This is a genomic window from Streptococcus sp. 3109, assembly GCF_013276905.1.
In the GTDB taxonomy this organism is placed as follows: domain Bacteria; phylum Bacillota; class Bacilli; order Lactobacillales; family Streptococcaceae; genus Streptococcus.
On the sequence record NZ_VMLY01000022.1, the window covers coordinates 16,255 to 29,014 of the forward strand.

At 42.4% G+C, this 12,760-nt stretch carries 15 protein-coding genes and 1 pseudogene; 15 read left to right on the forward strand and 1 reads right to left on the reverse strand.

Annotated features, from left to right (window positions below; translation table 11 throughout):
• Positions 1-135 precede the first annotated feature (135 nt).
• The 15 genes from hemW (at position 136) to HT698_RS09550 (ending at position 12,470) form a co-directional block, all read left to right on the forward strand.
• Positions 136-1,266, forward strand: a complete 1,131-nt coding sequence (gene hemW / locus HT698_RS09480) for a radical SAM family heme chaperone HemW (RefSeq protein ID WP_173218715.1) — start codon at positions 136-138, stop codon at positions 1,264-1,266.
• 4 nt (positions 1,267-1,270) lie between these two features.
• Positions 1,271-2,008 (forward strand): acyl-[acyl-carrier-protein] thioesterase, encoded by a 738-nt coding sequence (locus tag HT698_RS09485; protein WP_173214072.1) that lies wholly within the window; start codon positions 1,271-1,273, stop codon positions 2,006-2,008.
• Positions 2,009-2,018: 10 nt separating this feature from the next.
• A complete protein-coding gene (locus tag HT698_RS09490) occupies positions 2,019-2,792 on the forward strand; it encodes a TIGR01457 family HAD-type hydrolase (protein ID WP_173214074.1) in 774 nt (257 codons plus the stop codon).
• The gene (locus HT698_RS09495) at positions 2,782-3,399 is read left to right on the forward strand and encodes a TIGR01906 family membrane protein (RefSeq protein WP_173214076.1); all 618 of its coding nucleotides are present in this window, start codon (positions 2,782-2,784) and stop codon (positions 3,397-3,399) included. The genes HT698_RS09490 and HT698_RS09495 overlap by 11 nt, the downstream gene beginning before the upstream one ends.
• 209 nt (positions 3,400-3,608) lie before the next feature.
• Positions 3,609-4,010, forward strand: coding sequence for a Spx/MgsR family RNA polymerase-binding regulatory protein (locus HT698_RS09500; protein WP_000631259.1), 402 nt, complete (start codon positions 3,609-3,611; stop codon positions 4,008-4,010).
• Positions 4,010-4,288, forward strand: a complete 279-nt coding sequence (locus HT698_RS09505) for a UPF0223 family protein (RefSeq protein WP_001041974.1) — start codon at positions 4,010-4,012, stop codon at positions 4,286-4,288. The genes HT698_RS09500 and HT698_RS09505 overlap by 1 nt, the downstream gene beginning before the upstream one ends.
• Entirely contained in the window at positions 4,278-5,051 is a 774-nt protein-coding gene (locus HT698_RS09510) for an inositol monophosphatase family protein (protein WP_173214077.1), read from the forward strand. The genes HT698_RS09505 and HT698_RS09510 overlap by 11 nt, the downstream gene beginning before the upstream one ends.
• Entirely contained in the window at positions 5,052-6,356 is a 1,305-nt protein-coding gene (locus HT698_RS09515) for an RsmF rRNA methyltransferase first C-terminal domain-containing protein (RefSeq protein WP_173214079.1), read from the forward strand.
• A 220-nt stretch (positions 6,357-6,576) separates the two neighbouring features.
• Positions 6,577-7,455, forward strand: coding sequence for a phosphate ABC transporter substrate-binding protein PstS family protein (locus HT698_RS09520; protein WP_173214081.1), 879 nt, complete (start codon positions 6,577-6,579; stop codon positions 7,453-7,455).
• Complete coding sequence (gene pstC / locus HT698_RS09525; protein WP_001070903.1) at positions 7,455-8,372, forward strand: phosphate ABC transporter permease subunit PstC; 918 nt, start codon at positions 7,455-7,457, stop codon at positions 8,370-8,372. Before HT698_RS09520 ends, pstC begins: the two co-directional genes overlap by 1 nt.
• Positions 8,362-9,246: a phosphate ABC transporter permease PstA gene (gene pstA, locus HT698_RS09530; protein ID WP_000543046.1), complete on the forward strand. Its 885-nt coding sequence runs from the start codon at positions 8,362-8,364 to the stop codon at positions 9,244-9,246. The genes pstC and pstA overlap by 11 nt, the downstream gene beginning before the upstream one ends.
• Before the next feature lie 10 nt (positions 9,247-9,256).
• Complete coding sequence (pstB, locus tag HT698_RS09535; RefSeq protein WP_000049848.1) at positions 9,257-10,060, forward strand: phosphate ABC transporter ATP-binding protein PstB; 804 nt, start codon at positions 9,257-9,259, stop codon at positions 10,058-10,060.
• 12 nt (positions 10,061-10,072) lie between these two features.
• The gene (pstB, locus tag HT698_RS09540; RefSeq protein WP_173218717.1) at positions 10,073-10,831 is read left to right on the forward strand and encodes a phosphate ABC transporter ATP-binding protein PstB; all 759 of its coding nucleotides are present in this window, start codon (positions 10,073-10,075) and stop codon (positions 10,829-10,831) included.
• 11 nt (positions 10,832-10,842) lie between these two features.
• The gene (gene phoU, locus HT698_RS09545; protein ID WP_173218719.1) at positions 10,843-11,496 is read left to right on the forward strand and encodes a phosphate signaling complex protein PhoU; all 654 of its coding nucleotides are present in this window, start codon (positions 10,843-10,845) and stop codon (positions 11,494-11,496) included.
• Positions 11,497-11,654: 158 nt separating this feature from the next.
• Positions 11,655-12,470, forward strand: coding sequence for an ABC transporter substrate-binding protein (locus HT698_RS09550; protein WP_000837372.1), 816 nt, complete (start codon positions 11,655-11,657; stop codon positions 12,468-12,470).
• 215 nt (positions 12,471-12,685) lie between these two features.
• Here HT698_RS09550 and HT698_RS09560 read toward each other — a convergent pair.
• A pseudogene (locus tag HT698_RS09560) lies at positions 12,686-12,760 on the reverse strand (exopolyphosphatase); the annotation flags it as partial.

Below are 12,760 nucleotides of genomic sequence, written 5' to 3' on the forward strand. Positions count from 1 at the left end.
AACGAACTAGATTGATTCTGATAGTTGTTTTATCCATAAAGTACAAAGAATGTTTAGAGAAAGAAAGCGAACAATGCTAGGATTTTGTTAAAGGGAATTCTAAGTATTGTTCGCTTTTGTGGTATAATAATTATTATGCAGAAAAAACCAACGTCAGCCTATGTGCACATCCCGTTTTGTACCCAGATTTGTTATTATTGTGATTTTTCAAAAGTTTTTATCAAGAATCAGCCAGTCGACAGCTATTTAGAGCATCTGTTAGAAGAGTTTCGTTATTATGATATTCAAAAGTTGCGGACCCTCTACATTGGTGGTGGGACACCAACAGCCTTGTCAGCTCCGCAACTGGAGGTGTTATTGAAGGGCTTGACTAAAAACTTGGACTTGTCTGTCTTGGAGGAGTTGACCATTGAAGCCAATCCAGTCGACTTGGATGCAGATAAGATAGCTGTTTTGAAGAACTCGGCTGTCAATCGTGTGTCGCTAGGTGTGCAGACCTTTGACGACAAGATGCTGAAAAAAATTGGGCGCAGTCATTTGGAGAAAGATATTTATGAAAATATCGATCGCCTGAAACTGGCTGGTTTTGACAATATCTCCATCGATTTGATTTATGCACTGCCTGGTCAGACCATGGAGCAGGTCAAGGAAAATGTGGCTAAGGCCATTGGACTTGATATTCCCCATATGAGTTTGTATAGCTTGATTTTAGAAAATCATACGGTCTTTATGAACCGTATGCGACGAGGGAAATTGCCTCTGCCTAAGGAGGAACTGGAAGCGGAGATGTTTGAGTACATCATCGCAGAGCTGGAGCGAGCTGGTTTTGAGCATTATGAGATTTCCAATTTCTCCAAACCCGGTTTTGAAAGTCGTCACAATCTCATGTACTGGGACAATGCTGAATACTATGGCATCGGTGCTGGAGCATCTGGTTATGTCAATGGAGTGCGCTATAAAAATCATGGTCCCATTCGTCATTATCTCAGTGCAGTTGAGGAAGGTAATGCTCGCATCACAGAAGAGCACCTGAGTCAAAAAGAGCAAATGGAAGAAGAAATGTTCTTGGGGCTCCGCAAGAAATCAGGGGTCTCTATGGCGCGATTTGAAGAAAAATTTGGACGGTCTTTCGATGGACTTTATGGAGAAATTGTCAGAGACTTGGTGCAACAAGGTCTCATGCAAATAGACGGTGATCGCGTGCGCATGACAAAAAGAGGTCTCTTTTTAGGAGACATCGTAGCAGAACGATTTATTTTGGAGTAGGATGATGGGCTTAACTTATCAAATGAAAATGAAAATTCCTTTTGATATGGCTGATATGAACGGTCATATCAAGCTTCCAGATGTGATTTTGCTGTCCCTGCAAGTTTCAGGGATGCAGTCGATTGAACTGGGAGTTAGTGATAAGGCCATTTTGGAAAACTATAATCTGGTCTGGATTATCACAGATTATGATATTGAGGTGGTTCGTTTGCCTCGTTTTGCGGAAGAAATCACTATCGAGACGGAAGCCCTGAGCTATAATCGACTCTTTTGCTACCGTCGCTTTACCATTTATGATGAAGCGGGACAGGACCTTATCCACATGATGGCGACCTTTGTTCTCATGGATCGAGACAGTCGAAAAGTCCATGCTGTTGAACCTGAGATTGTGGCTCCGTATCAGTCTGATTTTGATAAAAAACTTATCCGCGGACCAAAGTATGAGACTTTGGAAGAGCCAATCAGCAAGGATTACCATGTCCGTTTTTACGATTTGGATATGAATGGTCATGTCAATAACAGTAAATACTTGGACTGGATTTTTGAGGTCATGGGAGCGGACTTTTTGACCCAATATATTCCCAAGAAAATCAACCTCAAGTATGTCAAGGAAGTTCGACCAGGTGGGGTGATTACATCGGCTGTTGAACGGACTGAACTGGAAAGCAAGCATGAGATTACAAGCGACGGTGTTACCAATGCACAGGCTATTATTACTTGGCAAGAAATAGAAAAGGCTTAGGGAGAAATAGATGAAATATAAAGGCTATTTAATTGATTTAGACGGAACCATTTATAAGGGGAAAGATAGAATTCCAGCAGGAGAGGCTTTTGTTCATGAATTGCAAAAGCGGGACATCTCCTATCTCTTTGTGACTAACAATACAACCCGCACTCCTGAGAGTGTTCAGGAGATGCTGGCTCAGAATTTTAATATCGATACTCCTCTATCGACTGTCTACACAGCGACTTTGGCAACTATCGACTATATGAACGACTTGGGACTGGAAAAGACTGTCTATGTCATCGGAGAAGCAGGTCTCAAGGAAGCCATCAAGGCGGCTGGTTATGTGGAAGACAAGAAAAATCCTGCCTATGTGGTAGTAGGTCTGGACTGGCAAGTTGACTATGAAAAATTTGCGACAGCAACTCTAGCTATCCAAAAGGGTGCTCACTTTATCGGAACCAATCCTGATCTCAACATCCCTACAGAACGCGGTCTTTTGCCAGGGGCTGGTTCACTGATTACCCTACTTGAAGTAGCAACACGAGTGAAGCCTGTTTATATCGGAAAACCAAATGCTATCATTATGGACAAGGCGGTTGAGCACCTAGGTTTGGAACGTGAAGAGTTGATCATGGTTGGGGACAATTATCTGACTGATATTCGGGCTGGGATTGACAATGGCATTCCAACGCTCTTGGTGACGACAGGTTTTACCAAGGCAGAAGAAGTAGCAGACCTGCCAATCGCACCGACTCATGTGGTTTCTAGCCTTGCGGAGTGGAACTTTGATGAAAACTAAATTAACCTTTTGGAGCTCTATGCTCTTTCTCCTCTCTCTTTTTATCCTTCTGACCATTTATCTGGCTTGGATTTTTTATCCGCTGGAAATCAAGTGGTTGAACTTAACGAATCGAGTTTATCTAAAACCAGAAACCATTCAGTACAACTTTCATATCTTGATGAATTACCTGACCAATCCTTTTAGTCAGGTCCTAGAGATGCCAGATTTTCGTTCGTCAGCAGCTGGTCTGCACCACTTTGAGGTGGCCAAGAACCTCTTTCACTTGGTTCAGCTAGTAGCTCTAGTGACACTTCCAAGTTTCTATTTCTTTGTCAATAAGATTGTAAAAAAGGGCTTTTTATCTTTATTTAGTAAAGGGCTCCTGACCCTAGTGGTTTTTCCTTTGCTGATTGGACTTGGGGGAGTTTTGATTGGTTTTGACCAATTCTTTACTCTTTTCCATCAAATTCTCTTTGTGGGAGATGATACCTGGCTTTTTGACCCATCCAAGGATCCAGTTATTCTGATTTTACCAGAGACTTTCTTCCTTCATGCTTTCCTCCTCTTTTTTGCCCTCTATGAAAGCTTCTTTGGCTATCTTTATCTGAAAAGTCGTAAGAAGTGAATTGAAAGCTGTTTTTAATTTGTATATATAAAAATGCATATGATTTAAAGCTATCCTTAAGAGTGAATTAAGCAAATCCAATTGTGTCAATCGTTCGCAAACAGTCTATTTTTCTTGAAAAAATAGGCTTTTTTTCTAAAAATCTCTAGTCAAGCGCTTTATTTTTTTGTATAATAGAATTAGCAAAGTATAGATAAGAAGAGAAAAGCATGATTACACTATTTCTATCACCGAGCTGTACATCATGTCGTAAGGCTAAGGCCTGGTTAGAAAAACATAAGGTTCCCTTTGTGGAACACAATATTATGACCAGTCCTTTAACAAGAAAAGAATTGCAACACATCCTTTCCTTGACCGAAAATGGTACTGATGACATCATTTCAACTCGTTCAAAAATTTTTCAAAAATTGAATATTGATGTAGAGAGTATTTCGGTATCGGAATTGCTTCATTTGATTGAGCAGTACCCTAGTCTTTTGCGTCGTCCCATTATTATCGATGCCAAGCGCATGCAGATCGGTTTTAATGAAGATGAGATTCGTGCTTTTCTTCCTCGTAGTTACCGTAAGCAAGAACTAAAAGAAGCAAGAATGAGAGCTGGTATTAGTTAATGAACAAACAGTATAGTTACCCACTAGATTTGTCGTGGAGCACTGAAGAACTTGCTTCAGTGCTTTCTTTTTTTAATGATGTTGAAGCTGCCTATGAGGGCAAGGTAGAGGCTAAAAAGTTACTGGACTCCTATAAGGGATTCAAGGCGGTCGTGCCAAGCAAGAGTGAGGAGAAACGTTTGGGACGAGAATTTGAAACAGTTAGTGGCTATTCGCTTTACCGAGCAGTTCAGGCTGCCAAGGAAAAAGGGGAAGGAAAGATTTCTCTTGGAAAGTAAATTTGAATTTGCTAAAGAGCTAATTAAGAAAGCGGGCCAGTACATACTTGACCATATGCAGGAAGATTTGCAGGTTACGACTAAGTCCTCTCCAACAGATTTGGTGACCAGACTGGACAAGGAAGTTCAGGAGCTATTGGTTGGTGAGATTTTGTCCCGTTATCCTGAGGATAAGATTTGTGCTGAAGAAGGTTGTCTGCGAGCTTCAGTTCAAGAGGGCAAGGTTTGGGTCATTGATCCCATTGATGGGACCAATAATTTTGTGGCCCAGCAGGAAGATTTTGCTGTCATGATGGCTTATTTTGAAAATGGTCAGGGGCAGTTTGGGCTGATTTATGATGTGGTCAAAGGGGATTGTTATCACGGTGGTGGGGAATTTCCGGTTTGCCGAAACGATCAGCCCCTAGCTCCTTTTAAAACTAAACCACTTGGAGATTTTCTTATTGCAGGGAATAGTGGCATGCTGGAAACCAATGAATGGGGACTGGCTGATTTGAGTCGAGCCGTACTAGGTGTACGTGTCTATGGTAGTGCGGCCATTAGTTTTGCCAAGATTTTGTCAGGGCGTTTGTTGACCTATGTCACCTATCTGCAACCATGGGATTATGCTGCGGCTAGTATTTTAGGGGAAAGTCTGGGCTATGAGGTTGTGACTCTTTCTGGTGAAGCTCCTGATTTTCAAACCAGACAACCGGTCATGATGCTACCTCTTGAGATGCAGGAGGAAATTCAGTCCTATATTTACGAAAGGAAAAGAACTTAAATGCAATTTCCAGAAGGATTTGTTGAAAAATATGAAGAGATACTAGGAGATGAGGCAAGAGATTTTCTTGCCTCTTTTGAGGAGGAAGCGGTTTCGGCCTTTCGGGTCAATCCCTTAAAAGAAGAGCAACTTTCCTTTTCTGATGCCATTCCTCAAACCCCTTGGGGACACTATGGGAAGGTTTCAGGTAAATCGCCTGAGCATGCTACAGGTTTAGTATATTCGCAAGAACCCGCTGCTCAAATGGTGGCTCAGGTAGCCCAGCCTAGTCCTGGAATGAAGGTTTTGGATTTGGCCGCTGCACCGGGTGGTAAATCAACTCAATTAGCAGCCTATCTAGCAGGGGAAGGGCTTCTTGTTTCCAATGAAATTTCAAGCAAACGGGCTAAGATTTTAGTAGAAAACATGGAGCGCTTTGGAGCGACAAATGTCGTGGTGACCAATGAATCTGCTGACCGTTTGTCCAAGGTCTTTAAAGGCTATTTTGACCTCATTGTCCTAGATGCCCCTTGCTCAGGGGAAGGGATGTTCCGTAAGCAACCAGATGCTATGGACTATTGGAGCCTTGATTATCCGAGCCAATGTGCTAGCTTGCAAAGAGAAATTCTGGAAGATGCAGTAACCATGCTTGCAGAAGGTGGCCGTCTGGTTTATTCAACCTGTACCTGGGCACCTGAGGAAAACGAAGAGATTGTCAATTGGTTGCTGGAGGAGTATGATTTTGACTTGTTGCCAGTAGAGCATATCAATGGAATGGTAGCTGGTATTGACCTGCCAGAAACGGCTCGGATGTACCCTCATCATTTTAAGGGAGAGGGTCAGTTTGTAGCTCATCTACAGTTTAAGGGTGATAATCCAGCTCCTAAATTTAAGGCAAGTAAGAGCAATCTCAGCCGAGAACAAGTTGTCTTGTGGCAGGAATTTGCCCAAAAACACCTAAAAATCAATCTATCAGGTATCTTGCAGACGTTTGGAGATCAGCTTTATCTCTTGCCAGAACTTTTGCCAGATTTAGGGAAACTCAAGATTGCTCGCAATGGACTGCATCTAGGGACCTTTAAGAAGAAACGCTTTGAGCCTAGTTTTGCTCTTGGTCTAGCCTTGAAACCGAGTCAGGTCAAGCAGTCGGTTGAAATTGACCAAGAAGAGTTTGTAAAGTATGTGGCTGGAGAAACTGTTCAGCTGGCAGAAAGTCTGCCAAATGGTTGGTACCAAGTTTTGGTTCAAGGCAATGGTTTGGGCTTTGCTAAGGTGACTGGAAATGTTTTGAAAAATTATTTTCCTAAAGGTCTCAGATTCAAGTGAAAATGCTAGTCAAAGTAGCTTGTCTATGTTATAGTGGAAGTATGGATTTTTTTCAAATTGTCTTTCATTTTAAGTCAAAATTGGTGGGAAAGGTAACTGAGCAAATTTCTAGTAAAACTAAGCTAGTAACTTCAGTTGGCTCCCTATTTTCAAAAGAAAAATATAAATAAATTGTTGAAAAAAATCACAGCATTCACCATTATTTTCAAGGAGAAAAACAGTGAAAAAAAGGAAAAAACTCGCTCTATCCCTTGCAGCTCTTTTGCTGGCAGGTTCTTTGGCGGGATGTGCTAGCTGGATTGATCGTGGAGAATCCATGACAGCTGTTGGTTCAACGGCTCTTCAGCCCTTGGTCGAAGCAGCAGCAGATGAATTTGGCTCTATGCACATTGGAAAAACAGTCAACGTCCAAGGTGGAGGATCTGGTACAGGTCTGTCTCAGGTTCAGTCTGGAGCCGTTGATGTAGGAAATTCAGACGTATTTGCCGAGGAAAAAGACGGTATAAACGCATCCGCTCTAGTAGACCACAAGGTTGCTGTAGCGGGCTTGGCAGTGATTGTAAACAAAGAAGTTGACGTTGAAAATCTGACAACTGAACAACTCCGTAGTATCTTCACAGGCCAAGTGACCAACTGGAAAGAGGTCGGTGGAAAAGATCTAGCCATTTCTATTATCAACCGTGCAGCAAGTTCTGGTTCGCGTGCAACCTTTGATAGTGTTGTCATGGATGGCCAATCTGCCATGCAGAGTCAAGAACAGGATTCAAATGGGATGGTCAAAAACATTGTTTCCCAGACACCAGGAGCCATTTCTTACCTAGCCTTTGCCTATGTGGATGACTCGGTGAAACGCATGAAGTTGAATGGCTATGAGCCAATTGCAGAAAATGTTACAAGCAATAACTGGCCTTTGTGGTCTTACGAACACATGTATACCCTAGGTCAACCAAATGAATTGGTGGCAGAATTTCTCAACTTTGTCCTCTCAGATGAAGCGCAAAGTGGAATCGTTAAGGGGATGGGTTACATTTCTGTTAAGGAAATGAAGGTTGAAAAAGATGCTGTCGGAACGGTGACAGCGCTAGAAGGGAGTCAATAATGAATCAAGAAGAATTAGCTAAAAAATTACTTTCTCCCTCAAAGAACTCTCGTTTAGAGAAACTAGGAAAAGGTTTGACCTTTGCCTGTCTGTCTTTGATTGTCATCATTGTGGCAATGATTTTGATTTTCGTAGCCCAAAAAGGCTTGTCGACCTTCTTTGTCAATGGAGTTAATATCTTTGATTTCCTATTTGGTCAAACTTGGAATCCTTCAGGTAAACAATTTGGTGCCCTTCCTATGATTTTGGGTTCCTTTATTGTCACAATCCTGTCAGCACTTATCGCAACTCCTTTTGCCATTGGAGCAGCTGTCTTTATGACCGAAGTCTCACCAAAAGGTGCTAGAATCTTGCAACCAGCCATTGAATTGCTGGTCGGTATCCCTTCCGTTGTGTATGGATTTATCGGTTTGCAGGTCGTAGTTCCTTTTGTTCGCAGTGTCTTTGGTGGAACTGGTTTTGGGATTTTGTCAGGGATTTTCGTTCTCTTTGTCATGATTTTACCGACGGTAACCTTTATGACAACGGATAGTTTGCGTGCGGTGCCTCGTCACTACCGTGAAGCTAGTTTGGCTATGGGGGCCACTCGTTGGCAAACCATCTGGCGCGTGACCTTGAAGGCAGCGCGTTCAGGGATTTTCACAGCAGTGGTCTTTGGGATGGCGCGTGCCTTTGGTGAGGCCTTGGCCATTCAGATGGTAGTCGGAAACTCAGCAGTTGTCCCAACTTCATTGACAACACCTGCTGCGACCTTGACCTCTGTGTTGACCATGGGTATCGGAAATACCGTTATGGGAACAGTTGACAATAACGTTCTCTGGTCACTGGCCTTAGTCTTACTCTTGATGAGTTTGGCCTTCAACAGTGTGATTAAATTGATTACGAAAGAAAGAGGAAAGAAAAACTATGCACGCTAAGAAATTAGATAAAATTGCAACAGCTGTCCTCTACTCGATTGCAGGGATTATCGTTGCCATCTTGGCATCCTTGATTCTCTATATCTTGGTTCGTGGTTTGCCTCACATCTCTTGGTCTTTCTTGACTGGCAAATCATCTTCTTACCAAGCAGGTGGAGGGATTGGAATTCAGCTTTATAATTCCTTCTTCCTTTTGGTCATTACCTTGATTATCTCTGTGCCTTTGTCTATGGGAGCTGGGATTTTCCTAGCTGAATATGCCAAGAAAGGTCCTGTGACCAATTTTGTCAGAACCTGTATTGAAATCTTATCTTCACTGCCATCAGTGGTTGTGGGTCTCTTTGGTTATTTGATCTTTGTAGTTCAGTTTGAGTATGGATTTTCAATAATCTCAGGTGCCTTGGCCTTGACGGTCTTTAACCTGCCTCAGATGACGCGTAATGTTGAGGACAGTTTGAAACACGTTCACCATACGCAGCGTGAAGCTGGTCTGGCCCTTGGGATTTCTCGTTGGGAGACTGTGGTCCATGTGGTCATTCCAGAAGCCCTACCAGGTATTGTGACTGGAGTCGTCTTGGCCTCTGGTCGTATATTTGGTGAGGCTGCGGCTCTTATCTATACAGCAGGACAATCCGCTCCAGCCCTTGACTGGTCTAACTGGAATATTCTCAGTGTGACTAGCCCAATCTCTATCTTCCGTCAAGCAGAAACCTTGGCTGTCCACATCTGGAAGGTCAATAGTGAAGGAACCATTCCAGATGGAACTATCGTATCAGCAGGTTCTGCGGCCGTGCTCCTCATCTTTATCCTCATTTTTAACTTTGGAGCCCGTAAACTCGGAAGCTACTTACACAAGAAATTAACCGCTGCCTAAAGGAGAAGCCATGTCAAAATATAATTGGGATGAAAAGCATATCATCACCTTTCCTGAAGAGAAAGTGGCCCTCTCTACTAAGGATTTACATGTTTACTACGGTAAAAATGAATCTATTAAGGGCATCGATATGCAATTTGAAAAAAATAAAATCACGGCCTTAATTGGCCCTTCTGGTTCAGGGAAATCAACCTACCTCCGCAGTCTCAACCGTATGAATGATACCATTGATATTGCCAAGGTCACAGGTCAAATCCTCTATCAAGGGATTGATGTCAACCGCCCAGAAATCAACGTTTATGAGATGCGCAAGCACATTGGAATGGTCTTCCAACGCCCAAATCCCTTTGCCAAGTCTATCTACCGCAATATCACTTTTGCTCATGAACGTGCAGGGGTTAAGGACAAGCAAGTCTTGGATGAAATTGTGGAAACTTCTCTCCGTCAAGCTGCCCTTTGGGATCAGGTCAAAGACGATTTGCACAAGTCAGCCTTGACCTTATCAGGTGGTCAGCAGCAACGTCTTTGTATCGCTCGTGCTATTTCTGTTAAACCAGATATTCTCTTGATGGATGAGCCAGCGTCTGCCTTGGATCCGATTGCGACAGCCCAGCTGGAAGAAACCATGTTGGAATTAAAGAAGGACTTTACCATCATTATCGTGACCCACAGTATGCAACAGGCTGCGCGTGCTAGTGATTACACAGGATTTTTCTACTTGGGTGACTTGATTGAGTATGATAAGACGTCTAATATTTTCCAAAATGCCAAACTACAGTCAACCAATGACTACGTAACAGGACACTTTGGATAGAAAGGAAACAGTATGACAGAAGCGATTTTACAGGTGTCAGACCTGTCCGTTTACTACAATCAAAAGAAGGCCTTGAATAGTGTTTCCCTCTCTTTCCAACCCAAGGAGATTACAGCCTTGATTGGTCCATCTGGATCAGGGAAATCAACCCTCCTCAAGGCTATCAACCGCATGGGGGATCTCAATCCAGAGGTGACCACAACTGGTTCAGTAGTTTATAACGACCATAATATTTACAGCCCACGTACAGATACAGTTGAATTGCGGAAGGAAATCGGTATGGTTTTCCAACAGCCCAACCCTTTCCCTATGTCCATCTACGAAAATGTTGTCTATGGGCTTCGTATCAATGGAGTGAAGGACAAGCAGGTTCTGGATGAAGCAGTGGAAAAAGCCTTGCAACGAGCTTCTATCTGGGATGAGGTCAAGGATCGCCTACATGATTCAGCTATCGGACTTTCAGGTGGACAACAGCAACGTGTCTGCGTTGCCCGTGTCTTGGCAACCAGTCCTAAAATCATTCTCTTGGATGAACCGACTTCAGCCTTGGACCCTATCTCGGCTGGTAAGATTGAGGAAACCTTGTATGGTCTAAAAGATAAATATACCATGCTCTTGGTTACGCGTTCTATGCAACAAGCCTCTCGTATTTCTGACAAGACAGGATTTTTCCTAGATGGAGATTTGATTGAGTTTAACGATACCAAGAAGATGTTCCTCAACCCACAACACAAGGAAACAGAAGATTATATTTCAGGAAAATTTGGATAAGGAGATAAATGATGTTACGTTCTCAATTTGAAGAAGATTTAGAGAAATTGCACAACCAGTTCTACGCTATGGGACAAGAAGTGCTATCTCAAATCAATCGTACGGTGCGTGCCTTTGTTACGCATGACCGTGATTTGGCCAAGGAAGTCATCGAAGACGATGCAGAAGTAAACGAATACGAAGTGAAATTGGAGAAGAAATCATTTGAAATGATTGCCCTTCAACAACCCGTTTCTCAGGACTTGCGTACTGTTTTGACAGTCTTGAAGGCTGTATCTGACTTGGAACGTATGGGTGACCATGCTGTTTCTATTGCCAAGGCGGCAATTCGTATGAAAGGGGAGCAACGTATCCCAGCTGTTGAAGAAGAAATCAAGAAAATGGGTCGCGATGTCAAGAACTTCGTCGAAGCAGCCCTTGAACTCTACCTGAATGGTTCAGTAGACCATGCCTATGAAGTAGCAGCCATGGACGAAAAAATCAACCATTATTTTGATAGCATTCGTGACTTGGCTACAGAAGAAATCAAGAAAAATCCAGATGCCATCGTTACAGGTCGTGATTACTTCCAAGTGATTGCCTTCTTGGAACGCATTGGAGATTATGCCAAGAATATCTGTGAATGGGTTGTTTACTTTGAAACAGGTAAGATTGTCGAACTATAAAATAGGTTCATTCTGTATAAAAAGGAGCTGGAAGCCAACTGATAGCTCCTTTTCTTGAATGAAAAAAATATTTTCAAGATAAAAATTCAAAAAAGTGCTTGACAAGTAGCTTGAATAGCGTTATAATTATACAAAATCAACAGAGAGGTTGTTTATTTATGAAATCAAAAAAATGGATATTTGTTTTATGTAGTTTTCTTGCAAGTTTCTTCTTAGTAGCTTGCCAGTCAGGTTCGAATGGTTCTCAGTCAGCTGTTGAGGCCATTAAGCAAAAGGGGAAATTAGTTGTGGCGACTAGTCCTGACTATGCACCTTTTGAATTTCAGTCTTTAGTTGACGGGAAAAATCAGGTAGTCGGTGCGGACATTGATATGGCTCAAGCTATCGCTGATGAACTTGGGGTGAAGTTGGAAATCTCAAGCATGAGTTTTGACAATGTTTTAACCAGTCTTCAAACTGGTAAGGCTGACCTAGCAGTTGCGGGAATTAGTGCTACTGACGAGAGAAAAGAAGTTTTTGATTTTTCAATCCCTTACTATGAGAACAAGATTAGTTTCTTGGTTCGTAAAGCTGATGTAGAAAAATACAAGGATTTAACTAGCCTTGAAAGTGCTAATATTGCAGCCCAAAAAGGGACTGTTCCAGAATCTATGGTCAAGGAACAATTACCAAAAGCACAGCTGACTTCCCTAACCAATATGGGGGAAGCAGTTAATGAATTGCAGGCTGGAAAAGTAGATGCTGTTCATATGGATGAGCCTGTTGCCCTTAGCTATGCTGCTAAAAACGCGGACCTAGCTGTCGCAACTGTCAGCTTGAAGATGAAGGACGGCGAAGCCAACGCAGTTGCCCTTAGAAAAAATAGTGCTGATTTGAAAGAAGTGGTGGACAAGGTCATCCAAAAACTCAAGGATGACGGCACCTACCAAAAATATCTTGAAAAGGCAGCAACCTTAACAGAAGTTGAAGAATAATACTCAATGAAAATCAAAGAGCAAACTAGGAAGCTAGCCGCAGGTTGCTCAAAGCACTGCTTTGAGGTTGTAGATAAGACTGACGAAGTCAGCTCAAAACACTGTTTTGAGGTTGTGGATAGAACTGACGAAGTCAGTAACCATATCTACGGTAAGGCGACGCTGACGTGGTTTGAAGAGATTTTCGAAGAGTATAAAAAAAGCAGAGTTGGAAGTCATTCCAATTCTGCTTTTAAATAGTTTAAAACCTTTTCCAGATTGTCTAAGGATACCTTGGCAAATTGATAAGG

Coding starts and splice junctions, on each gene's coding strand:
- pstB (WP_173218717.1), top strand. CDS start 10,073: ATGACAGAAGCGATTTTACAGGTGTCAGACCTGTCCGTTTACTACAAT.
- HT698_RS09515 (WP_173214079.1), top strand. CDS start 5,052: ATGCAATTTCCAGAAGGATTTGTTGAAAAATATGAAGAGATACTAGGA.
- HT698_RS09495 (WP_173214076.1), top strand. CDS start 2,782: ATGAAAACTAAATTAACCTTTTGGAGCTCTATGCTCTTTCTCCTCTCT.
- pstA (WP_000543046.1), top strand. CDS start 8,362: ATGCACGCTAAGAAATTAGATAAAATTGCAACAGCTGTCCTCTACTCG.
- HT698_RS09500 (WP_000631259.1), top strand. CDS start 3,609: ATGATTACACTATTTCTATCACCGAGCTGTACATCATGTCGTAAGGCT.
- pstC (WP_001070903.1), top strand. CDS start 7,455: ATGAATCAAGAAGAATTAGCTAAAAAATTACTTTCTCCCTCAAAGAAC.
- HT698_RS09550 (WP_000837372.1), top strand. CDS start 11,655: ATGAAATCAAAAAAATGGATATTTGTTTTATGTAGTTTTCTTGCAAGT.
- hemW (WP_173218715.1), top strand. CDS start 136: ATGCAGAAAAAACCAACGTCAGCCTATGTGCACATCCCGTTTTGTACC.
- HT698_RS09485 (WP_173214072.1), top strand. CDS start 1,271: ATGGGCTTAACTTATCAAATGAAAATGAAAATTCCTTTTGATATGGCT.
- HT698_RS09505 (WP_001041974.1), top strand. CDS start 4,010: ATGAACAAACAGTATAGTTACCCACTAGATTTGTCGTGGAGCACTGAA.
- pstB (WP_000049848.1), top strand. CDS start 9,257: ATGTCAAAATATAATTGGGATGAAAAGCATATCATCACCTTTCCTGAA.
- phoU (WP_173218719.1), top strand. CDS start 10,843: ATGTTACGTTCTCAATTTGAAGAAGATTTAGAGAAATTGCACAACCAG.
- HT698_RS09490 (WP_173214074.1), top strand. CDS start 2,019: ATGAAATATAAAGGCTATTTAATTGATTTAGACGGAACCATTTATAAG.